The following is a 23437-nucleotide window of genomic DNA, read 5'->3' as shown; positions in this document are numbered from 1 at the left end:
TAACGGGGCGTTGCCCGCGCTCACTCCGGAACCCGACCTACGAATGATGGCTCCACGGAGGGAACCGGGAAATGAACACGATTGTCTAAGGGTATAAGACCTTCGGACGAGGACCGATCGTAGGTTCAGGAGACCGACGGGTGCGTTATCCTCGTCTGAGGGAAAACGTCAAGAGGCCTGGGAGGGTCCAAAGAAAGCCGTCCGGATTGACCGGGCGGCTTGTGTTCTCTCGAAACATTCTTGGGGAAAACCGGTTGTAGTCTATGAAAACGATCTGAAATCGGTTACAGCACCAGCGGCCTGGACCGTACATGATCCTGCATTCATCCCGGCCGCCGATAAGGATAACGATATGCCACAACAGGCCAAATCGAAGCAAGCCCATACCAATAAACTGATAGACGAAAACTCGCCGTATCTGCTCTCGCACGCCCACAATCCGGTGGATTGGTATCCCTGGGGAGATGAGGCTCTCAACAGGGCTCGCGATGAGGACAAGCCGATTTTTCTTTCGATTGGTTATGCCGCTTGTCACTGGTGTCATGTGATGGAGCGTGAGTCATTCGAGGACGAGAAAGTCGCCGCCGTGTTGAACGAGAATTTCGTCAGTATCAAAGTCGACCGCGAACAGCGCCCCGACCTGGACAAGATTTACATGTCATTCACCACGGCCATGACCGGCCAGGGGGGCTGGCCGATGTCGGTGTTTCTCACCCCCGACCTGAAACCGTTTTTCGCCGGGACCTATTTTCCGCCGGTCGACGGTTACGGGCGGCCTTCGTTCATGAAAGTGATTACCGAGATCGCGCGGGTCTATCGGGCCGACAAGGGGAGTGTGATCAAGTCCGCCGAGGGAGTGTTCGACCAGATCGCCGCACGTCTGCGACCGCAGGACGATCCCGGCGATATCGAGCCAACGATCCTGAACAAAGCGGCGGTGTCGTTAAGCCGCAATCTCGACCGAATCAACGGCGGGTTTGGCTCCGAGCCTAAATTCCCGCACGCGCTGGAGTTGTCGCTGTTTCTGCAGCAATACGCCCACAGCGGCGATACGACTTATCTCGAAGCCGCGCTGTTGTCGCTAGACGCCATGGCCGCCGGCGGCATTTACGACCAGCTCGGCGGCGGTTTCGCCCGCTACAGCACTGACCGCGTCTGGCTCGTGCCGCATTTCGAAAAGATGCTCTACGACAACGCCCTGCTCGTCCCACTCTACACTGAGGCGTTTCAGATCACCGGGCGAGCACTCTATCGTGAGGTGGTCGAGCAGACGCTCGACTGGATGTTGCGCGAAATGCGCTCGCCGGAGGGGGTGTTCTATTCGGCGCTCGATGCCGACTCCGAGGGAGAAGAGGGGAAATTCTACATCTGGGATAAGGGCGAGATCGATTCGATCTTAGGCGATGACGCGGAACGGTTCAATCGATACTACAACGTCACAGCAGGGGGAAACTTCGAGGAGAAAAACATTCTCAACGTCACGGCCGAATCGCGCCGGGCGCTGGATGATCTTTTCGACGAGAAGAAAGTCGCGTTTCTCGCACGAACGAAAAGCAAACTACTGGTGGTTAGAAACGAACGCGTACGGCCTTTGACCGACGACAAGATCCTCACCTCATGGAACGGTCTGGCTCTCACTGCGCTGGCGAAGGGATTCCAGGTTACTGGCCGAGAGGAGTATTTGGAAGCGGCGAAAGCCGTGGCGGAGTTCGTGCACAGTACCTTATATAATGAGGGACGGTTGACTCACTCGTACCGTGAGGAGCGTTACAGCGAGGGTCTTTTTCTTGAGGATTACGCCTATTTCGCACGCGGGCTGGCTGATCTGTACGAGTCCGATCCGGGCTTGGACAATGAGCGCTGGATTGATTTTGCGACGGAGTTGAGCCGGAATGCCGTCGAGTTGTTCGCGGACGACGCCGGACGCTGGTATCTTCGGCCCGACGGCGAGGCGGATTTAATCGTGCGGCCGCAGGACGAAGAGGACGGCTCGACGCCCGCGCCGGGCTCAATTATGATTGGGGTGCTGCTCAAGCTGGCCCGGATTACCGGCGTGGCCTCGTTTGAGGAGACTGCCCGGTTGAGTCTTCGTGCTGTCGCCGCCAAGGTCAACGGCTATCCGGCGGGTATGGTGTCGGCGGTTACGGCTTATGATTTCACGATGAGTGATAAAATTGAGATTGTGGTCGTGGGCTCGAGCCCGACTCGTGATGCGATGTTGCGTCTTGTTTACGGGCAGTATTTGCCGAACCGCATCGTGGCAATCAGCACCGACGGCCGCTCCTCGCTGCCGTTGTTCGAAGGCCGCGTTGCCCCTGCGGGTACAACGTTAGCTTACGTCTGCTGCAACTCCACCTGCGGCGTTCCCGCCACGACTGCGGAAGAATTGCTGGAGCAGTTGGGGGAGGTGTAGGGGGGGCAGGGGCAGAAGCCCCTCGGTCGCGTCAAGTAGCATGTTTGCAAGGAGGTTGATAGAGATGGGGTGTCGTGGGTTAAACTGAGAGACGGCTAAGCAATCGGGATCGAATTGGTACTTGTATTACCTGACTTCAGGGACTATTATAAAGGCGTTATATGTTTGTAGTAGAGCGTGTTTACCAGCTCTATCTCTAACCTCTCTTCCGGTTATCACATCTAGGGTATGGGTAGGAGATCCATAATACTGTACTCAACATGAAGGAGTAACCCATGAAAGCAGGGTCCACTTTCATTCTCGTGATTCTCTTCTCGTTGCTGTCCAATGAAATGTCTGTTTCTGAGACTGCCGTTGGTGATAGGTCCCCATCGTCCTCGTACACGGAACTCAGGCGAGCATTGGATACAAATGATCAGTCGAATGTGATGGAATGCTTGTTGAGGCTGTCGGAGTTGTCGACAACTGATCTCTTCTGTACCGTTGAGCAGGCATCGGCTGCGAGAGATAGCGTCCTTCTGTTTGGATATTTGGGAGCAGAGATGAGACGGCGGATTAGGGCCGGACAGATTGAAGCATCAGTGGCGATCGAACAACTGCAATCAATACCTCCGAGGGATGACTTGGCGGAGTTCTTCATGCTGAACGTTCTCAATAGCGGCGTCCAGGGGTACTCACCCACGGACCTCAAGCGTTTGTTCTCATACTCTTGGTCAAGATCAAAAGGGTTGATGAACGATAGAAACGAAAATCGTTTGGCTGCTATGATCGTTGCGAGCCACAGCCTGAGCAGACTCATAGCTACTGGCAATGCGAATCCAGAATGGGTGGCTGACTATGGACAGGAGTTGACCGCAGTAGCAACAGTCTCAGGTGAGGACCCTGAGTTGAGGCGTGTGGCCATAAAGGGAATCCGCGAAATAGAATTTAGAGACGCAATCCCAGCTCTGATGGCACTAGCGAATGACACTACGACAAGAACATGTTCTCCTGTTATCCGATCTACGTGCATTGCACTATCTGACTTTGGGGTCAACGAATCCGTGGATATCATAGGAGGCATACTATCATCAATTTCAGATGAATACATATTCAGTTCCGCGGCTACCGCCTTGGGGGATATAGGAGGTATTGAGGCACTCAAGTATCTGGTACAGAATGAGAATCGGTTTGATGAAGGGTGCGTGGATATAGCGATAAGGAAACAAACAGGGCTGATCTTCGCACTTCTGCATTCGAACAATGCAGAATCACAGTCTATCGCTATAGAAGCTAGTTTCTTTCTAAACAAACAGGAGCACATAGCACTCGTGAAGTCGATTCTCATGGATATGCTACGCACCGAGTCTAGCCGCGTACAAACGGAACTGATTCTAAGACGACTTAAGCCCATCATCGATCAATCTGATGCAAAGAAGATACTGAACGTCACGTCAGCGCGAAGCTTGTCTTCCTCAGAGACACAATGGCTCGAGTCTTTCTCAGTATCAAGGGCTATCCCCCCAGCGCGCGAGGCTGCCACATTCACGCCAGACAAGAACGACTCCTATTCGATCGTTCAGGAATATGGCGATCCAGGCTATAGAGAGAATAGCATTGGGTGGGGGCTCTTCGGCTGGCTAGGGCATACGGGGCTCTGTGCCGGTGTCGATTCTGAGGGACACCTGAGGTGTGTCGAAGTTGGACAAGACGGCGACAATGGGGGAGGGATTTATGACAACAACTGGTCTCGCATGATTGATAATCCGAACGACTTGGAATTTTGGGGATCCTATCAACCAAGCAATAGGAGGCTCTCATTTGAAGAACGAAGAAACGTGATGGATACGGCAACTGAATTCATTGGCCGCGACATCGGATATCCCACTTTGGCTCTTGACATCTTGAACTACACGACATCACCGGGGCTCACGATAGATGTTGATGAGGTTAAGGATTTGAGATGTGACGGATTAGTAGAATATGCTTATGAGAGAAATGGTCTGTGGGTTTGGGGAAAAGACGGTTCCAATTATGATGTCAGTGTTACAGCAAACTTGGCAGACCATGACATATTGTATGCGATTGAACAGGTGTTGAGTAATCCTAATACTGGGACTGCTCCAGTAGTACAGTGTGGACTAGAGGGTGGCGCCAGCACATATATGACGGAAGATGCAGTAATCCACCTTCCCGAGTACCACTTCTCTTACTCGGCTAGCAAGAACATTGCTACTGCATACGTAAAGGCAACCGATGAATCTGGTATTCACCAGATATTCTGTAAACCGCAGAATTATGCAAACTGGATTGAGGGTGACATTCGTTCGCAACACCCTGTTGTAGACTATTACAGGCAAGAATTCGTTTTCGTTCTGCCTGTCACACAGGGCTATTATGATGTTCAAGTATATGCTATTGATAATGGAGGAAATGGTGGCCCAGAGTTTGCGGAGACATATCAAGTATTCATCTGTGAGGACTCACCGGACGTGGTTCAAAATATGACCCCAGTAGATGGAGCAGCAGGCGTCGATCAAGATATTTGCTTCGACTGGGACGACATCCCGGGTGCCACAGATTATCGCATTCAATATGGTTTGGAGGAGAGTTATCCCACGGCTTGTGATGATGTCGTGATATCTGATCCAGCCTTGTCCTATTACTGTCCGATAGATTTGAAGGCAGGAAAACGATACTGGTGGCGAGTAAGAGTCTGGACTGACTGTGGCAATAGCGGTTGGAGTCCTTACCGTTGGTTCACGACCACATGTAGTGACGTTGAACCTCCAGAACCGTATGCCACAAGTGAATGTCCGCCCGTGTATATTGCGTTTCCCCCCGTACCGGGAGCAATTGGCTACCTCTATCAAGCAGACTGTTTCGGCACTCAATGGTGGCTCAATAATTCATGGGACGATACTCTTGTTAGTACGTGTGGACTTGGCCCTGTCACACTCAATTTGCGTACGATTAGTGATTGCGATACCAGTGAAATCGTCTCCATCGACATTTTCAAATACTCTCAACCGGACAGGCCCGTTCTACTCGGCCCGGACAGTGGCGCATTCGATATTGATCTACCCATAACTCTCAGTTGGCAGGACGGAACGCAGTTGTATGCAGGTGCGATAACAGAGTATTATGAGTTACAGTTGGACGATGATTCTCTTTTCTCAACAATTGGCACGGAGACAGTGGCTGATACAGCATTGTTGGCATCGGGGTTATCTGGAGGACGGATGTACTACTGGCGAGTAAGATCATGCAATACGTGCTATTGTAGTTCGTGGAGTAAGGTCAGTTGCTTCACACCCAGTTGTGTTGTCCCAACGCAAACATATCCTCTCATATCGCCCTTGGTGAACGCTATGAATATAAGTTGGGAAGATATTGAAGGTGCAGACATGTATGAAGTGAGTATCAGTCAACCGACACCGTTTGGTGACACGGCCCTTACTACGAGTAAGAATAGTCTTAGATATATCCTACCCCTAGATCAGTACGACCTTTCTCAAGCAGGGAAATATGTAGTCGGATTGCGGTGTGCTAACGCGTGCGGATATTCTGCGAAGGAGACCGACTCGGTAGACCTATTTCATATTGCAGGGCAGGTTGTATCTTCCTCTGATGGCGAGGCCTTGGCAACCGCCTGGGTCTACATCAATTCGTATGGAAGTCAGGCGATGAGTGACCCTGGGATAGACTCAACTCTCACGAATGAGGCCGGACTATACCGGTTCGTGGTTGAGCCAGGTTCCTATCAGGTATGGAGAGATAACGTGAATGGAGATATTTATGACGCTGTAGTAATTGACGGTTCATTTGAGGGAAAGAACTTCATCGGAGCAATGGACATCTTTGAGATAGAGAATTCCAGCAGACCGAGTTCGTTTTGCCTTGGCCAGAATTACCCAAATCCATTTAATCCGGTGACTCAGATTGAGTTTGATATCCAGAGATCGTGTTTTGTTCGGGTTCAGATATATGATGTTCTAGGGCAACAAACTCGCACTTTGGTTAACGAGCGACTATCGCCTGGCCGGAAGGTTGTTACATGGGACGGTACTAATGACTCAGGCCAGCCTGTTGCATCTGGAGTTTACTTCTATCGGATTATTACGGAGAGTTATTCCGAATCCAAAAAGATGCTATTGTTAAGATAATGGCTCTTTTAAAATTTAGTCCACTATGTTGGATTGGCAGTTCTTTAGCTTAAGCGATTAATGACTCCTCGTTTTCGTAGAAGGCTCACTGCCACAGATGTTGCCTATATCGTAGCTGTTCCAAGAATTGCTATATGCGCGATATATTTTCATTAGCAACTTATAATAGAAGCCGTACAACACGGCCTCCCTCAATTAATCCAAATATGGGGTTGTCTTGTCCTATTTACAGACCGGGACAGGTCGGAAAAGGAGAGAGTTATGCAACAAAACAATCCCAATATCAGAGTCGCTCAAGTTGTCACTCTTGCGATTGTTATTGCCATTCACCTGACCCTCTTCTCCGGACAACCCATGCTCACCGGTAATAATTACAACGGCAATAGCAATGAACCCGCAATTGCAGACTGGAATTGCATGGAAATAACGCCCGGATCAGACAATTGCCCGCTGTCGGACTATTGCGAGGCAACAGCGCAACAGCCAGATACGGAAGTCGGTGAACGGGATGTCCAACCTTCGCAGCAAGCGGCTATAAATACGGCCGTAAGATTTTGCAATCATGTCCGTCCCATGCGGACGGCTTTTCAATAATCCCCCAAGACCTCCTCTCTCTCTGTCTCTAACAAAGGCAGGCTCACCGGAGCCTGCCTTCTTGCATCGGGGAGGTATAAGTTCAACAGCAGATGAGTAGCTTGAACCTTACTCCAAGAGGTATTTTGTCTCTTGGGATCAATGTTGTTGGTGTTGGAGTTTGAGAGCAACACATGATGTCTGATCAAGTGTGGTATTTCAACATAACTGCTTTTTTACGCCAACAATCATTCTCCATTTTTCCGCTTGACAGGATCTGGAAAGAAGTGTATCCTTTGCGCCGCTCATCCGTATAACGAAAACACGGGATCAGGACCTGCTCATAGAGGAGCAGAGTTACGTTTATTTGAATCCTCCCGGACCGCGGGAGAAAACGATTCGGCCCGGCGGCCTCGCCTCGGCGAACGGGCACAATCAAGAACAGGAGCCGACATGAATCGGCTAAAGCAACGAAGTCCCTATAGAGGGACAGGATCGGTTCTATGCTAGCGCTCACGAAACGTTTCAGGCGGAGCATAGAGCGCTCCGGATGGGGTTGAGCAGAAGAAGAACCAGGTGTTACACTCAGGCGTGCCGACGCGCACGTCTCCGCTCTCTAACTTTCCTCGTTTTTCTCTGCTTAGATCATTCGAGAACAAAAATCAATAACTCTGCGACGGACTGATGTCCGGTTCGGGTGGTTGTCTGCTTCCGAGCCAGGACCAACGTTCGTACGTAGACAAATGCCCCTCCGGCCTTTGGACTGGGGCAAGACGAGGAGAGTTGTTTTGTATTCGAAGCAGCTTCAGGAAGCGGCCGACTTGTTGGTCGTGCTGTTGATCCGCGACAAGGGTTTTCACGCCCCTCATTTCTATATGATCGGTGATGATTATCCGATCGTCGACCTGATCCTGGAGTACAACCGTCGCTTCGGTCAGGTCAATCCGATCGATGTGTCGCTGGTCGTGGATGTGCCGCCCTCAGAGTTGATTGGTCGTATCAACGGCATTCTCATGGATTACTACGACCGGGAAATCCCGGATCTGCTGGAGAAGTTGTTCGACTTCGACTTCAACTACGCCGACAAGATCGAGTGGCGCGAGTATCTGCGCCGGGTTCACGGTCTTGAAGATACTCCCTTGATCGACATTGAGGGTATTATCTGGTAGGAAGCTCCGGTGCTCGCGGCCGGAGTTTTCTGCTGGCATAAACGAAGTTCAAGCGTATAATAGAGCAATGGCGCAGGATTATCGAAAATATCTGGATCCGGAAACGGTCTCCAAGCTCAAGGGTATGGAGATGAAGGCCCGCATGGTGGTCGAGGGATTTATCGCCGGCATGCACAAGTCTCCCTATCATGGTTTCTCGGTCGAGTTCGCCGAGCATCGCCAATATATGCCGGGGGACAATATCCGGGATATCGACTGGAAAGTATACGCCAAATCCGACCGGTATTATATCAAGCAGTACGAGGAGGAGACCAACCTCAAGGGGTACCTTCTGCTCGACTGCTCCCGCTCCATGGCCTACCAATCCGGCGCGCCGACCACCAAGCTCGACTATGCCGGGCTGCTCTGCGGGGCGCTGTCGTATCTGATGTTGCGCCAGCGGGATGCCGTTGGCTTGGTGACGTTCGATGAGAAAATCCGCCGCTATATTCCGCCGCGCTCCAAGTCGGGGCATCTGCATGTCCTGCTTAACGAAATCGCCGAACAGAAGCCTTCCGAAGAAACCGACATCTCAGTTGCCCTGCACGAAATGGCCGACCGAATCAAACGTCGCGGTCTGGTGGTGATTCTATCCGACCTGCTCGATGAGGCGGAGAAAATAATCTCCGGGCTCAAGCACTTCCGCTACAACCACCACGAGGTGATCGTTTTTCATATTCTCGATCCCCGCGAGCGGGATTTTTCTTTCCCGCGCGAAGCGATTTTCAATGATATGGAGACCGGCGAAGAGATGACCACGCTGCCGTACCAGATCAAGAAGCATTTCCGGGGCGCTGTGGAAGGGTTCGCCAACGAGATCGCCTCGGCCTGCCGCCAGTCGAATATCGACTACCACCCGATCGACACCTCGATGCCTTTCGACAAGGCGCTTTACGCCTTCCTGTCCAAGCGGGAGAGGCTGTACTAAGAGATAACCGGTATCTAGTATATATACTAGATGGCGAATGTAAACGTCTGGTCATAAGTTCCTTGCCTATAAAGCAATGGTAAGTTGGCGGAGGCTCTTAAGTGCGGTATTTGCTAGTATATATACTAGCAAATACTGAAACACTCAGTTGCTTCCTCTGTATTATTAGGATTCCATAGCCCCCCAATGAAAAACCACCCCCGGGGGAAGAGGGTGGCTCATCAATATGAAGAGAGTAGTTAAAGGTGCTACGGTTGCCGGCTAGCTCTGCCAGCGGCCTAGAGTGCGATAGGCCAGGTCGGAGTTGTAACGGGGGGCAGATTTGCGAACGCTCGTATTCAGAAGTCGGTACTCACCGTTGATTATCCTTGAGACCACGCGTAGAAACTGCTGCGGACTGAGCGACTGAAGTCCGTACGAATGCCAGTCTTCCTTGGTCTTCGGCTTGGTCGGGAGGCTTTCTAAATCGAGCAGGGACATTTGCTAATCCTTTCGTCAGGCGTTGCCTGATATCTTCGATTCGCGCGCAAGATGGCCTGCTAAGGTTAGAGAAATATGACTGAATTACGAAAATTCGGTTAAAATCGGGGGATTTTTTCGGGGGATTTTGGCGTATCTGAGGTGCAGGCCTCGCGGAGACGGGGATAAGTAAGTATGAAACGATTCGGAGGTGTCGGGTTTCTCCACAAGCGAGGCTGCGCCCGCGCTCGCTCCGGAACGCTTACCTACGATGAATCGTCAGTAATTGCTTCGCTGCGCTTGCATTCGTTCCGCCGCAGAGCGCCGGAACGAGGACAACCTCCCAGAGCGAAGCTCTGGGGCACCGAGCAGCGACGCGAGAAGAGAAAGATAGGCACCTGCTTTCGCAGGTGCGACGTTCTTCGCCAACGGTGTCTTGTCGAAACCTCGCTTCGCGATCCCGCCTCGCGGGACCGGGGGTTTCGCCCTACAGGGCTAGCGGCGTAGGTACGAAGACAGATTATCAGATGATTCCGACGTGTCGGGTTTCTGCGTTCGTGTGACTTAGCCCTCGCTCTCTCCGGAACTCGACCTACGACTTCCGCACGAACGTCCCACCCAATGGGTGGGGCACCTAAGATTGAAGCGGATCAATACGCGCGGAAAATCGCCACGATTGCCGCAGGGGCAGACCGGGAGGTCTGCCGCCCACGAACGACTTCCGCACGAACGTCCCACCCAATGGGTGGGGCACCTAAGATTGAAGCGGATCAATACGCGCGGAAGATCGCCACGATTGCCGCAGGGGCAGACCGGGAGGTCTGCCGCCCACGAACGACGGAGTCAAACATCCGCTCGTTTCGCAAACACGAAATACAAGATCAGCGACAGCAGCAATCCGGGGAAAATAGGTTGCAGGCCGAGCCAGTAGTCGCCGCTCGCACGGTATTGTGACAGGTACCAAATCAGCGATATCCCCCCCGAAAGAAAAATAGACCACATCGCCACTCGCGCCGGAAGGCGTCGTTTTCCCACGAAGGCAAAAAACAGCGGGACCAGCAGCGCCGGGGTACCGATCGACCCGAACAGATGCCAGATATCAACCACCGATCTAAAAAACAGCGCCAGCACCACCGCTAAGGCGGTGGAAAAAAACAATCCGATCCGGGTCCAGCGGATCACTTGCAAACCGGCGTCTTTTTTCAAACGCGGCATGATGTCGTTGCTGAACGTGGTCGCTGCCAGGAATGAATACGAATCGACCGTGGACATAACCGTCGCCAACAGCGCCAGGGCAAACAGGCCGAGCAGACCGGTAGGGAGGACTTTCATCGCCAGCGCCGGATAAGACGCCACCGGATCGGCCAAATCGGGCAGAAGAGCACGAGCGTATATGCCGCATGAGGTGGTAAGAAAATCGAACACGGCCCAGCAGGCGATGGAAATGAAAATCCCGACTTTCGCCACTCGTTCGGTTTTTGCGGCGTAACAGCGTTGATAAAAAGCCGGCTCGATCAGCGTCGCCAGGGCGATCACATACCAGACGGCAATATACCAGGGAGAATTGCCGCCGTGCCAGGTCAGTATAGCCTCGGGCACATGGCTGTGGATGAATCCATACCCGCCGTAGCTAACAACCAGCACGAGCAGCAGAATAATGAAACCGATAAACATCAGAGCGAACTGAAACAGGTCGGTGCGTACGACCGAACGAAAACCGCCGCTGAAAACGTAGACCACCGAGAACAGCGTCCCGGCCAGAATGCCGGCCCACATCGGCCAGCCGAACAGGTATTGGCACAACACGCCAAGCATCAGAATATACGCCGCCGGTACGGTCATCAGATAGACCACCACCGAACCGACGAGAGCGGTGCGCGAGTCATAGGTCTGCGCGAGTCGTTCCGGAATGGTCAACAGTTCCGAGCGGCGCGCCTTGCGAGCCAAGAAAACTGCGAACAGAAAAGCTGCCAGGTAATAAGGAACTCCGAAAACGAACCAGTTGGAAAGGCCGTATTGATAGGAGTATTCACCGACGCCTAAAATGCCGCCGTACCAGGTCGACACCAGCGAAGCGACGAAGGCGGGCAGGGTTAGCATCCTGCCCCCCACAATCAAGTCTCCGGCGCTGCTCTGCCGGCGCAGGCGGCGACTAAGCCCCAGCGCCAGCAGAAGAACCAGGTAGATTACAATCAGGCTGTAATCGGCAAAACGCATGGTTCGCTCAGAACAACTCCCATTTGATCTGGCCCCAGAACCAGCGCTCGGCGGCAGGGTAATACTCCGCTTCGTGCACGTAAGTTGGATTCTGGGGATTCCCCATTGCGTAGCTCCAGCCGTAGCCGGAAGTCTCATAGACATCGTCAAACAGGTTTTCGATGCTCACCTTGATCGTGAAATCACCGAATCCCATAAAATTACGCATGCGAAGAGAGGTCGACCAGGATGCGATCACATGTGGGTCAATCGCCAGCGAGTCGACATTCATCAACTCCACGAACTGTTTGCCGATATACTGCAAGCGCAACGATGTCTGGAGGTCATCGCGCTCGAACTGCACGGCCACGTTGCCGAGAACGTTCGGGAAACCGGCAATGGTTTTATCCTTGTAGTCGTAGTCGATCCGGTCGACCAGGTCCCAGTTGTCGTCGTAGACATCGATCTGACCGACATAGTCTTTCACCCGGTTGTAATTGACGGCCAGGTTTCCCTCGATTTTGATCGGTTCCACCACCTGCACCGTACCGGTCAGTTCGACGCCGGTGTGCACCGAGCGGTCGGCGTTGGTCGTGATCGCCAAGCCGGTGTTTTCGTTAATACCGCCCTCGGGGATGATTTCATCGGAGAAATCCATATAGAACAGATTCAGTCCGACCGCAAACCGTTTGGCCCGATATTCCCCTCCCAGTTCGAGATCGATCACCCGCTCACAGCTGGCGGTCGGATCGCCGAATACGTACGAAGTGTCGTTGCCGGAGACGGACATCGATTCGATTTCCAGCGAGGGGAGAATGTAGGGATCGTTGGCATCGTAAATCGAGGCATCGGTCGGCGTGCGTGAGGAGATCGCCGCGAAGCTGTGAAGGCTCAACTGTTCGTTGACCTTGTAAGACAATTCCAGGCGCGGTGAGAAAAACAGCCAGTCGACATCGTATTGGTAGCCCTTGAACGCACCCATTTTCGCCTGGTCGAAATCGTATTTCTGATAACGCACCTGGGCGGTGGCGGTCAAATTCAAACAGTCGGTCAACTCACGTTCTTCCTGGGCGAACACCGATGCGTGCCATTTCTTGCCGTAGTATTGATAATAACGGTGCTGCGGATCGAAACCGTCATCCAGCGTTCCCTCGATCCCCTGAACCCAAACCACCTGACCCCAGTGATCGGACTCGAAATAATAGAGCGAACCGCCTATTGTCCGACGGCCGTGATCGTGTTTGACCTCCAGGCGCGGATTCCAGCCGTACTGGCTTTTCTCCACCCATTGCTGACGCACCACATCCCCTTCCTCAGCACCGTCGGTAAGGCTGGCCGGGATGTTGTACTCTTCGTACGGTTCGTCATCCTTGTACTGCTCGTAATAACCGCGGCCGCGAATGTAATAGAAGGTGTTGGAGAGAGTGGCGGTCTCACTCAGCTTGTAAACATTGTGCAGTTGATAATGCGGCTGGTTGAAGTTATCGGTTTCGTTGCTATAGGTATGATACGGATTGGCGCGGTGGTCCCGGGCGAGTTGGTCGAGCGTTGCCCCTGAATATGACAGGTGCATTTTCATCGGGCCGCCGTAGAGATGCAACTCGGTCCACATGTTCGGATCGAGTCGCGCCACCGACAGGTAATAAGCCCAGCCGTGATACCAGGAGTCATGGCGATACCCGCCCGATTTCTGTTTGGAAAAACGCCCGCCGAAAAGCCAGCGGCCGTCGACCAGGCCGGAAGAGTATTCGACACTCTGCTTATAGATATCGCTGACCGAGTTCCCCCCGCTGGTATATTCACCGTATCCGGCAGTGATACAAGCGGACCGTTGCCGGTTAAAGGCGTTGGTGGCGATATTGACCGAGCCGCCGAACGAGGCATCGCCGTACATGGAATTGCCCACACCGCGTTGTACCTGGATATCGGTGACATTGGAGGTAAAATCCGGAAGGTCGACGAAATAGGTCGCCTGGTCCTCCGGATCGTTGAGCGGCACACCGTTGATGTAGGTCGAGACACGCTTGTCGTCGAAACCTCGGATCTTCATGTAAGAATAACCGAGCGCCGAACCGGCGTCGTTGAAAGCGTACAGGTTCGGAGTGCCGGCGAGCATGAGCGGCAATTCACCGACCGTATAGTCGCGCTGAATCTCCTCGTGTGAGAGGTTGTCGTAAGTGAGGGCGTTATAGCCGGAGCGAGCGCGATCGGCCGAAACGACGATACGCTCTCCCTGAATATAGACCGGCTCGAGAATCACCGTAGCCGGCACCTGGTCGATACGGTATTGGCGCGCGCGATAACCGACAGCGCTGAAAGTTACACGGGAGGCCTCATCGACTCCCTCGATGGAAAAATTACCCTCGCGGTCGGTCTGGGCGCCGACGCCGGAGAGGTTGGTTACCACCGAGACCGATTCGAGCGGATTGCCCTCGGGATCGACCACTCTGCCGCTGATGGCGCCGGCCGATACGCCGGTTGCCATGAAGAGCATCATGGTGATGATCATCAAAAAACGTGGCATGGTTTAAACCTCGCATTAAACGGTTGATAGTTTTTGCAAGGTTCCGTTCAGACTTGGCAAACGCCCCGAAGACGGGACCGTGGGGGATGAGTTAACATCTCCGTTTCCCTACGCCGGTATTATCCGGATCAGGTCTGAGGGGGTATGATCTCAGGCGGACTTTTACGCCACCCCCAACGGAACTGTTTTTTCTACGGTTTAATATCTAACCAATCGGTCGTCGTCGCGCAAGCGGATTTTGGATTGAGAGGAATCAGCAGATCTGACGTGAAGGTGGCGTGAGGGATCTCTCCCTACAGCGGATGGCAGGTTCCAGGGAACCAGCTTTTGACTGAAGGAGTGTTGAAAAACCTCTTCTACGGCGGATATAAGCCCCGCCGCTACGCGTTTAAGAGGTCTAACCTAGCGTGGCGAGCAGCTTTGGATTGCCTGCATTACGGTTGTGGTTTGCAGAATATCTATGTGTACGACTTCTTCAACAACCCCCTTCGCAGGAGCGACATCTCGGTGACTCTTGGAATCATTCATGGGTCCAATTGACGGCAGTCGACAGAAGGCGGCAGATCTGCGGAAATAGAAAAGGGGCGCTGATGGGGAATCAGCACCCCTCGGGTAGCCCGCGTGTGGCTCATACGTGCGGACTTAAAGGCAGGGCGCAGGTAATGATCCGCCTTGGAACATATAGCTCACCAGCGCCACTAGATCGGAGATATCCGGCCCGACATTGTCGCCGTTGATGTCAACCTCGGCCATACATACAGGAGCCGGTCCGGACTGAAACATGTAGGTCACCAGCATGACGAGGTCGGCGATATTCGGTCCAACATTGTCGTAGTCGGCGTCGCCGCGTATCCGACAGCAGAAATGGGGATTCAACCAGTCGAAAAAGGTCAGGATCTGATCCAGCATATCCTCACGGTCCATCCAGTCGTTCACTCCGGAAGTCACTGCTTCAAGGCCGAAGCTCAGAAATACCGAACGATACTCACCGTCGTATGACACCGCTCCCCAGTCGGTCTCATCGTAAAACATGAGTTCCTCCACACCGCCGTTGATCGCCTGAATGTGATCGAGCACAGTCTGATTGGCGGCACTGCCGGTTCCTTCGAGCTTGATCTGCATACCCGACGCCATTACCTGCGGATTGGCAGCCGAGATGTAATAGGGGTAACGATAAGTGCGCAGGAATTCCGCTTTCAGGTAGTTGTGCAGGAAATCGGCGTCAATCGTATCGAGCGCACTGGCGAGCCCCTGACCTGAAAGCATCAAATTGCCGCCGGCATCGAGAAACTCTTTAAGTACGGCAGTCTCCTCTGCGGTAAGGGCATTGGTTTGATAATCTCCGGTCAACCAGAGTACGGCGTTGTACTCGAGCATTTTCTCGGCCGTTGGGCAGCCGCACAGGAAAATGTCGTGTACTTCATAAATAGAATCCAATGTCACAAGAGAAGTACGCACATATTGATCGGTAGAACCGCCATGATCGTCGTCGATCAGCATAATCTTCGGCGCACCGACCGGCTTCTCGAAAGAATAGCTCGCGCTACGCACACCGTAATCGCTGTGCGCCGTCAGCGTGACACCGAACGAAACCATGGAGCGGTTATGGGAGGCATCGACGGTGATCTCGAATTGATCGAGACTGGAAAAAACGGTCTGGCCGACCGGAATCGTACCGATATAGATCGAATCGGTAATAATCGTTACTTCCGGGTCGGTGCAGGTCAGACGAGCGAACACATCGGTATAATCGGCGCTGTGCTTGTTCACCGCCGCGACATTGAGCCGGACAGTCTCACCGGGATCAATCGAGCCGTTGTCGTTCCCGGATTCATCATCGCTCATGCACACTTCGCCGAGTTTGGGTTGTCCCACCGGTAAAAATATCACCGTGTCGGGATCGTAGCATGGAATTGCCAGGACATGATCGCGACCGTTATAACAGAGATTGGCCGGTTTACTGGGGCGGCAGTCGAGGATCAATTCCGGCGGATTGGAAAAAGTGCTGTCATAGCGATAAACTCGTCCGTTCCCGTAACATGATATATAGAAATTACCGCAAAGGTCGAAAGCGCCGCCATCGAGATATCCCATGGGGGTGGTTACGAGGTCGGTGATCGAGGAGTCCTCGAGACTGATCGCCTGAATCGGGGCATTAGGCGTATAACCGACCACGATTAATCTATTGTGTACTGAGTCGAAAACGATATCCTGCGGACGTTGAGCCAGACCGTCACTCGCAAAGATTGAAACGGTCTGATCGGACAGACGCAATTTGTAGATTCTATCCTGCCCCGAGACCGAATTGCTGAAATTGCCTATATAAAGGTAGCCGGAAGTATCGGTTGTGGGACCATCCATTTGCGATGACCCCGAAACGGTTTTAGTCCATAGCACGTTGCCGGTGTTAAGATCATAAGCTCTGATACTCGTTCCCAGTGAAACGTAAAGGACATCATCTCGCGTCGTGCAAGCCAGGGTATAACCCTGAGAAGTTTTGAAATAGCTGCTGTTTCCGGCAGTGTCAAAAGATACGATACTACCCGAGGACCAACAGGTTACCAGGTATTGATCGCGCGGAGAATCCCATGCTGCGCACTCGGGATCGGCTATGGTTACCTGGGCTGCTGTCGGGAGGGCCGACAAGAGTAGTAATAACAAAATTACTGCCGTCGAAGTTGATTTTCCCATCATCACTCCTTTGTTTATCGCGTCTATATACCTGGTATCTGTCGTATTGGCCGAAACGAATCGGCACTCTGAGATGTCAGGTGACGAAAATGGTGATTTCTTGCACGGTTGTTTGCGAATTGTTTTTTTGGCGGTTATAGTCGATTGTTATTTTTGCTTAAGAGGAGAGTTGCGCCGATTGAGATCCCGGTCTATCTTTCGGGACCCAGGTAAACAAGATGGATATAAACGAGCTTCTGATAAATGCCCTCCGGGGCGACGCGGGTGCGGAAACTCAGCTTTTCGAGGCGCTGACTGCAAGGTTCCGGCTGTTTGCTCACCAGAGATTAAGGGACGGGTGTGACTGTGAGGAAGTTGTGCAGGAGAGCCTTCTGACCATCGCCCGGGAGTACAAGACAACGGAATTTACGACCAGTTTCGCCGCCTGGGCCTACAAGGTGCTCGACTACCGTATCCTGGCCCAGATAAAAAAGCGGAGGACCATCGCGGACCGCGAACAACCGTTGCCGGACGAGGATTGGTCTCCCGGCGCCGGTATCGAAGACGTCAATCCGGATTTGAAGCGGAAGCTACTCGACTGCCTGCGGCAGATTCGTCGCGGAAATCCGCGCTATGCCCGAGCTCTGGCATTGCAGTATCAGGGATACGAGACTGAGGAACAATGTCAACGTATGCGGCTGACACGGAATACATTCTACTCGCTTCTTTCACGGGCGCGTTCAGCGCTTGAACGTTGTCTCGAACAAGGAGGCATGCTATGAACGGCGAATGCCGGGACAAGCGGTTCAGTGAAATGATTCATGCCTACGAGTTAGGTCGTTTGACCGATGAGGAACGGCAGGAGTTCGAGCTGCACCTGATGGAGTGTGAATACTGTTTCAAACGCGTGCAGGCTTTTCGAGAAACGACCAATCTGCTCCTGCACGACCGCGATGTTCAGAGCGAGATCAAAGAACAGGCAGCTCCTCATAAACCGGCCGAACCGGAGAGCAAACCCCACTGGTTACGCTGGACGATAGCCGCGGCGGCAGTGCTCGTGCTGCTGATTCTCAAACCATGGCAAATCAGCGTGACACCGGACGACACCCTGACCGCGGCCGAGAACCGCCTGGCGGTTGTGCGGTTCGATAATATCGCCGATCCCTCCGATTCCACCCGTCTCGGTGAAACGATCGTTAACCTTTTGATCGCCGATTTGTCGGAATCGCGTTATATCGATGTCGTCTCGAGCCAATGGCTTTTCGAAATAAAACATCAGCTCGGTTACAACCTGTCGAAGCAACCCGACAGCATGGCCGCGATCGAGATCGCCCGGCGGGCGCGTGCACGTTATTTACTTACCGGTCGTATACTCCAGGTTAAGCCCAATCTGGTGCTTGTTTCGGAGTTGGTCGATCTGGGCACAGGCGTCAATCTTTCGACCCAACGGGTAGACGGAATTATCGGAGAAGATATTTTCAACGCTGTTGACAGTCTCAGCGCCAAAATCAAAGCCGACCTGCCGCTGCCCCAAGGAGCGCTGATAGAAACGGATCGGCCGGTGGCTGACGTTACCACTCATTCGTCGCGAGCCTATCGTTATTATCTCGACGGTCTCGATTTACACCGGCAGTATATTGACGATGAAGCGGCTGATCGTTTTCTCCAGGCGGTGCGATTCGATACCTCGTTCGCCATGGCCTATTTCTGGCTGGCTCGCACCTATAGTGCCGTTTATCTCGACACGGCCCTGAAGTATCTCGATAAGGCCAGTAACCATGACCAGCTCGTTATTCGGCACTGGGTGGATCGCCGTAGCGGTGACGATAGCGCTGCCGTCGCCGTACTTCGGCAGTTAACCGGATTGTATCCGCAGGACAAAGAAGCCTGGGCAACGTTAGGTACGTTCCAGATGGTGCGCAGGCAGTTTGCCGAAGCGTTACAGAGTTTCGACCATGTTCTCGCTATAGACCCCTACTACACCGAGGCACTCAATTCCGAGGCGTATCTGCACCAGTACCTCGGACATGAAGAAGAAGCACTGGCTATGCTCGATCGCTATCTTACGATCGCTCCCGACGAACCGAATCCGTATGACAGCCGCGGCGACATTTTGCGGATGCAAAAAAAGCCGGACAGCGCCATTGCTTCGTATGAAACGGCTCTGGAGAAATATCCCGAATTCCATGCGGCCCGTTATAAACTGGCGCCGCTGTATCTGTTCAAGGGTGAATATGACAAAGCCGAGGACTGCTATCGCACCGCGGCTACAGCCCGCAATGCTTATCATCGTTCGGTTGGTAAATTATACCTTGCCCTTGCACCGCTTTATCAGGGTCAGTTTGCAAAAGCGCAGGCGGTTCTCGACGACGGTCTGGCAGCGGATCGCCTCGAACGGACCTCCGGCTGGAACCGGCTGCTCAAACATCTGGAAAAAGGGATGATCTACCTGGAGAAGAATCGTAATGATTCGGCGGCCATGCAGTTCGATTCCTGTTTCACGGTGCAAGATCGTCGCCCGACTCAAGGTACCGATCCATATCGCGCACTGTATATCATCGGACTGGCACGAGCCGGAGAGATTGCCCGCGCACAGGATTCACTCGAATCGTTTCGCATCCGCTTAACCGAAACCGAGCAATCACCGGAACCCTATTATCTGGCTCGCGGTGGCCTCATGCTCATACGTGGTGATTCCGCGGGAGCTGTCGATGATTTAAGCGCCTCGCTCGAATCAACGACCTTGAACGATGCTTATTATCCCCGTTATTTATTGGCCATGGCGCTTTACGGTTCCGGTCAATATGATCGGGCTATAGAGGAGTTGTCACTCGGACATGAGTCCCTCGAAGCATGGCGGGCGTTGTTCTGCATTCCGGATGTGAAAGCTTATCTGTATCTCGGGCTGGCTTTTGAACAAATCGGAAAAGATGAACAGGCGATAGCATCATTCGAGGAATTCGTGCGGCTTTGGGATCAGGCTGATCCCGGCACGGCGGAGTTGGATCAAGCACGAGAGCATCTGAAACGCCTGACCGGTCGAATTTAGTATTTATTGTCCGCCACCACGGTATTTTTCAGGATATTTACCCGGTGTGGCTTTGACCATATACCGAGCTGAATACTCTCGCGGTTGGATTATTCGCAATACATCTACCCCGTCGCGCCGGTCCGTCCTCGAACCTGCGTGGAAACAAGGCATTGGGTGTTCATTGGCCGGGTTCAAAAACTGACCCGGTCTGCGCCCCCCACTTGAGATACGTTTGGACTGCCGAGATAGAAAAGACGCCCCACTCAATACCCCGATTCGCAACGAAAACGTCGAATTTCGAAGGCAAACCGGCGGAATTCGAACCCTAAAGACCGAAATTCGTAATCAAAACACCAGAATTCGAAGCATATCCGGCCAAATTCGCAAATCGCCCTGATTCAGCGGATTAAGATGGTCGTCCAATCCTCGGCTAATCATCGCATCACACCTTTATCTTGTTGACCTTCATTCGCATGCGATGTTCGCACGGCATGCAATGCAGCTTCGGCACGGAAGTTGTATTACCTCGTTTCGTTGACTGTTCCCAACGCCTGATCCGATCGGAGGAGAAATTACAGGAAAAACTTTTTTATGGAGAATGAAGATTATGAGAAGTATGTTGGTAACAACAATTGTAATGGCTTCGCTGCTGGTTTCAGCGGTGTTCGTGGCACTATCAGGAACCGGTTGCCGAGAAGATCGTTATGGCCATTGGGAGTGTTATAGGGTTGGGATTGAGACGCTCTGTAAGTGCGTCCCTCCTGGAAATGATTGTATTGTGGGAGAGATATGTTGGGCATCAAGATGAATCACTTCGAAACGGGTACGCGTACCGTCGTCAAGGTGCTCGCCCAAGTGTTGCTTTACACGGGTATTGTGGTCTTCTTAATTGTTGTGACACCGCACGTCTCGGCTGAGTCGCTGGAGACAATTCGGACTGTGTATTTACCGCTGGACACAACTGGCCCGCCAACAGGTATGGCAAGCGTACTTCTGGAAGGCGGGGATACCGTTGTTGTTTGCGTTGCCAGCAGCAGGTTGGGATCTGGAACCGGTGTGTGGGTGCAGTACGATAAGAGTCAACCGTGGATCAAGGTCATTGGCTGCCGACCACCTTCGAATGATTGGTGGGCGGATTGCGATGGAAAGAAGCGTTTCGAGTATCTCTTTCTGCCGATGAGCACCAAACTACTACCGGATTCCAGAGAGCTTCTGGTGTTTGACCGTCACTGCGGTTGCCTGACAACAATCTCTCTTGATAAAACTAATCCGGGCGATGCCCGGCTTTGGCAAGGACAATCCCACAAAGACTACCTGAATGAAGTTATCTTTCAGGACGATTATCTATTGGCCGGTATCTATGGTCCCGGACAGGACATGATGGTTTTTGCCGAAAAACTGGGCGATCGAAAGTCGTACCGACGCATGTTTCCCCTAACGCCGTCCTTTCAGCGGTACCTGGATTCGACGGGTCTTCACAATCCCGAATGCCGCGCTGCAATCTGCCCGCGAGACAACAGCTTCTGGGTGTCAATCAACGGATACGACTTCATTCTCATTGCCGATCACGAAGGCAAGCTCGTGGACAGCGTTCACATTGAAGCCCCCGACTATATTCTCCCCGCTCCCCCTTTGTCTTCTATAGGATCCTGTCCGGTGCGGGACCTGTGGTTCAGCAGTTGGACGCCGACCGCCACCTTTAATTATGTGGCACCCGGCTACATGATCATGCAGTATTATGTCCAAAATCCGGATAGCAGCGGGAATGATATCCCCAGGTACGGAACCCTGGTCTGGGACTCGGAGCGCCGACCGGTCAAGATTGATGTGGATGCTGATTGGCAACTAGCCGGGAGCCATCGCGATGGCCGCGCTGTGTTCGTAAATACACAGTATGACGAGGAGGGAAGATGGGGTTACCGATTGAACATTGCCAGGATAAAACCCTGAGCGATTTTGCGAGGCTGATCGGTGGTATTCTGCCAATCGCTTTCTGTCTGATCATTCTCCTGGGTCTGATCTGCGGTTGTGTCTGGCAGCATCGTGAGATTTACCGTCTGAGTGACTCCAACCTGTCCGAGGCAGTGAAAGAGTTAGTTCGGCAGCAACCGGAGGAGTTTGCCGGGCCAATGACGTTCATGGTAATAGTGGATCGAAGCGTCTGTCGGATTACGCTCGTGGAAACGCCTTATTGGAAGGACTGGCAGCGGCGGTCGCAGGAAGCAGGTTGGGGGTTTGTCATGGCGACCAGCCGAACCGATTCGGCCGATTTGGTCATCACATCCGGTTTGGATTCGGTCTCGGCTCCGGTGCTGGTGATGCCGGGTAGTGAAGAATATGTACTTGATCCTGGTCTTCCGAAAGGATCCATGCCGATGAAATTGATCGTTAGCCCAACTGGCGATATCGAACACATTTGGCCACCGGTAAAAGACACGGCTGCCTGTCGCATTATGACAGAGCAGATTGATTCCGTGATTTCCAATTACGCATCGGAAGATTTGCCAAAAAGCGGGTCGTAGCGTCCAATCTCCGTAGGTCCGTTGTTTGTCAGGTCGCTGCCTGACGACTTCGTCTGTTGTTGAAACCTATCTGCGCGAACTGTACAATCCGGACATAGGTAACAGTGCCCCACCCCTCGGGTGGGATTCGCAAAGCGAAGTTTTGACAACACACCTGCGAGCTTTCGGCCCGGTATGGCTGCTGCAGGGGCAGACGAGACGTCTGCCGCCCACTTACGCGGTTGGATTATTCGCAATACATCTACCCCGTCGCGCCGATTCGTCCTCGAACCTGCGTGGGAAGCAATGATTTGAGTGTATGGCGGCCGGGTTCGAAAACGGCCCTAGCTTACGCCCCCCCACTTGAGATACGTTTGGACCGACAATATAGAGAAGACGCCCCACTCAATACCCCCATTCGCAACGAAACCCTCGAAATTCGTAGGTAAAACCCCCGAATTCGAAGCCCAAAGGCCGAAATTCGTAATCAAAACACCAGAATTCGAAGTATATCCGGCCAAATTCGCAAATCGGCCCTGATTCAGCGGATTAAGATGGTCGTCCAATCCTCGGCTAATCATCGCATCACACCTTTATCTTGTTGACCTTCATTCGCATGCGATGTTCGCACGGCATGCAATGCAGCTTCGGCACGGAAGTTGTATTACCTCGTTTCGTTGACTGTTCCCAACGCCTGATCCGATCGGAAGGGTGATGTGCAAGGCCTGCCGTGGCGGGGTGGTCCGGTCGCAACCGTTCTTTGCTCCCCCGCCCGGCAGGAGACGATTA

13 protein-coding genes and 1 riboswitch are annotated in these 23437 nt (G+C 52.9%); of the genes, 9 read left to right on the top strand and 4 right to left on the bottom strand.

The annotated features are described in order from the left end of the window. The first annotated feature begins 352 nt into the window (after nt 1–352). From PLF13_03405 to PLF13_03385, 5 genes are all read left to right on the top strand, one after another. Complete coding sequence (locus PLF13_03405) at nt 353–2413, top strand: thioredoxin domain-containing protein (GenBank protein HOP06317.1); 2061 nt, start codon at nt 353–355, stop codon at nt 2411–2413. A gap of 275 nt (nt 2414–2688) precedes the next feature. Beyond that, entirely contained in the window at nt 2689–6558 is a 3870-nt protein-coding gene (locus tag PLF13_03400) for a T9SS type A sorting domain-containing protein (GenBank protein ID HOP06316.1), read from the top strand. 261 nt (nt 6559–6819) lie between these two features. Beyond that, nucleotides 6820–7152 (top strand): hypothetical protein, encoded by a 333-nt coding sequence (locus tag PLF13_03395; protein ID HOP06315.1) that lies wholly within the window; start codon nt 6820–6822, stop codon nt 7150–7152. A gap of 767 nt (nt 7153–7919) precedes the next feature. Further along, a complete protein-coding gene (locus PLF13_03390) occupies nt 7920–8300 on the top strand; it encodes a hypothetical protein (GenBank protein ID HOP06314.1) in 381 nt (126 codons plus the stop codon). Nucleotides 8301–8367: 67 nt separating this feature from the next. Beyond that, on the top strand, nt 8368–9267 hold the full coding sequence (locus PLF13_03385) for a DUF58 domain-containing protein (GenBank protein ID HOP06313.1): 900 nt from the start codon (nt 8368–8370) through the stop codon (nt 9265–9267). Between the two features lie 261 nt (nt 9268–9528). Here the strand turns inward: PLF13_03385 and PLF13_03380 are convergent, their stop codons facing one another. From PLF13_03380 to PLF13_03365, 4 genes are all read right to left on the bottom strand, one after another. Continuing rightward, nucleotides 9529–9747: a hypothetical protein gene (locus PLF13_03380; GenBank protein HOP06312.1), complete on the bottom strand. Its 219-nt coding sequence runs from the start codon at nt 9745–9747 to the stop codon at nt 9529–9531. Nucleotides 9748–10569: 822 nt separating this feature from the next. Continuing rightward, nucleotides 10570–11943: a sodium:solute symporter family protein gene (locus tag PLF13_03375; GenBank protein ID HOP06311.1), complete on the bottom strand. Its 1374-nt coding sequence runs from the start codon at nt 11941–11943 to the stop codon at nt 10570–10572. Nucleotides 11944–11950: 7 nt separating this feature from the next. After that, complete coding sequence (locus PLF13_03370) at nt 11951–14446, bottom strand: TonB-dependent receptor (protein ID HOP06310.1); 2496 nt, start codon at nt 14444–14446, stop codon at nt 11951–11953. A gap of 88 nt (nt 14447–14534) precedes the next feature. Then, nucleotides 14535–14631: riboswitch (TPP riboswitch) on the bottom strand. A gap of 457 nt (nt 14632–15088) precedes the next feature. Next, nucleotides 15089–17140 carry an SMP-30/gluconolactonase/LRE family protein gene (locus PLF13_03365; GenBank protein HOP06309.1) on the bottom strand — a complete coding sequence of 684 codons (2052 nt, stop codon included), beginning with the start codon at nt 17138–17140 and terminating at the stop codon, nt 15089–15091. Between the two features lie 215 nt (nt 17141–17355). Here PLF13_03365 and PLF13_03360 point away from each other — a divergent pair, with 215 nt between their 5' ends. The 4 genes from PLF13_03360 to PLF13_03345 all read left to right on the top strand — a co-directional run bounded on the left by PLF13_03360 (nt 17356) and on the right by PLF13_03345 (nt 22669). After that, nucleotides 17356–17898, top strand: coding sequence for an RNA polymerase sigma factor (locus tag PLF13_03360; GenBank protein ID HOP06308.1), 543 nt, complete (start codon nt 17356–17358; stop codon nt 17896–17898). Continuing rightward, a complete protein-coding gene (locus PLF13_03355) occupies nt 17895–20165 on the top strand; it encodes a tetratricopeptide repeat protein (GenBank protein HOP06307.1) in 2271 nt (756 codons plus the stop codon). Before PLF13_03360 ends, PLF13_03355 begins: the two co-directional genes overlap by 4 nt. 771 nt (nt 20166–20936) lie before the next feature. Further along, a complete protein-coding gene (locus PLF13_03350) occupies nt 20937–22097 on the top strand; it encodes a hypothetical protein (protein ID HOP06306.1) in 1161 nt (386 codons plus the stop codon). After that, complete coding sequence (locus PLF13_03345) at nt 22058–22669, top strand: hypothetical protein (GenBank protein HOP06305.1); 612 nt, start codon at nt 22058–22060, stop codon at nt 22667–22669. Before PLF13_03350 ends, PLF13_03345 begins: the two co-directional genes overlap by 40 nt. Nucleotides 22670–23437 lie beyond the last annotated feature (768 nt).

The sequence above is a fragment of the Candidatus Zixiibacteriota bacterium genome (assembly GCA_035380245.1).
Taxonomy (GTDB): domain Bacteria; phylum Zixibacteria; class MSB-5A5; order GN15; family FEB-12; genus DAOSXA01.
This window is presented reverse-complemented; position numbering and strand designations above follow the sequence as displayed.

What these genes read in the sequence shown, in the direction of transcription:
- PLF13_03380 (HOP06312.1), bottom strand. Translation starts at nt 9,747, where the DNA reads ATGTCCCTGCTCGATTTAGAAAGCCTCCCGACCAAGCCGAAGACCAAG.
- PLF13_03365 (HOP06309.1), bottom strand. Translation starts at nt 17,140, where the DNA reads ATGATGGGAAAATCAACTTCGACGGCAGTAATTTTGTTATTACTACTC.
- PLF13_03400 (HOP06316.1), top strand. Translation starts at nt 2,689, where the DNA reads ATGAAAGCAGGGTCCACTTTCATTCTCGTGATTCTCTTCTCGTTGCTG.
- PLF13_03405 (HOP06317.1), top strand. Translation starts at nt 353, where the DNA reads ATGCCACAACAGGCCAAATCGAAGCAAGCCCATACCAATAAACTGATA.
- PLF13_03375 (HOP06311.1), bottom strand. Translation starts at nt 11,943, where the DNA reads ATGCGTTTTGCCGATTACAGCCTGATTGTAATCTACCTGGTTCTTCTG.
- PLF13_03350 (HOP06306.1), top strand. Translation starts at nt 20,937, where the DNA reads ATGTTGGGCATCAAGATGAATCACTTCGAAACGGGTACGCGTACCGTC.
- PLF13_03370 (HOP06310.1), bottom strand. Translation starts at nt 14,446, where the DNA reads ATGCCACGTTTTTTGATGATCATCACCATGATGCTCTTCATGGCAACC.
- PLF13_03385 (HOP06313.1), top strand. Translation starts at nt 8,368, where the DNA reads ATGGCGCAGGATTATCGAAAATATCTGGATCCGGAAACGGTCTCCAAG.
- PLF13_03345 (HOP06305.1), top strand. Translation starts at nt 22,058, where the DNA reads ATGGGGTTACCGATTGAACATTGCCAGGATAAAACCCTGAGCGATTTT.
- PLF13_03360 (HOP06308.1), top strand. Translation starts at nt 17,356, where the DNA reads ATGGATATAAACGAGCTTCTGATAAATGCCCTCCGGGGCGACGCGGGT.
- PLF13_03395 (HOP06315.1), top strand. Translation starts at nt 6,820, where the DNA reads ATGCAACAAAACAATCCCAATATCAGAGTCGCTCAAGTTGTCACTCTT.
- PLF13_03355 (HOP06307.1), top strand. Translation starts at nt 17,895, where the DNA reads ATGAACGGCGAATGCCGGGACAAGCGGTTCAGTGAAATGATTCATGCC.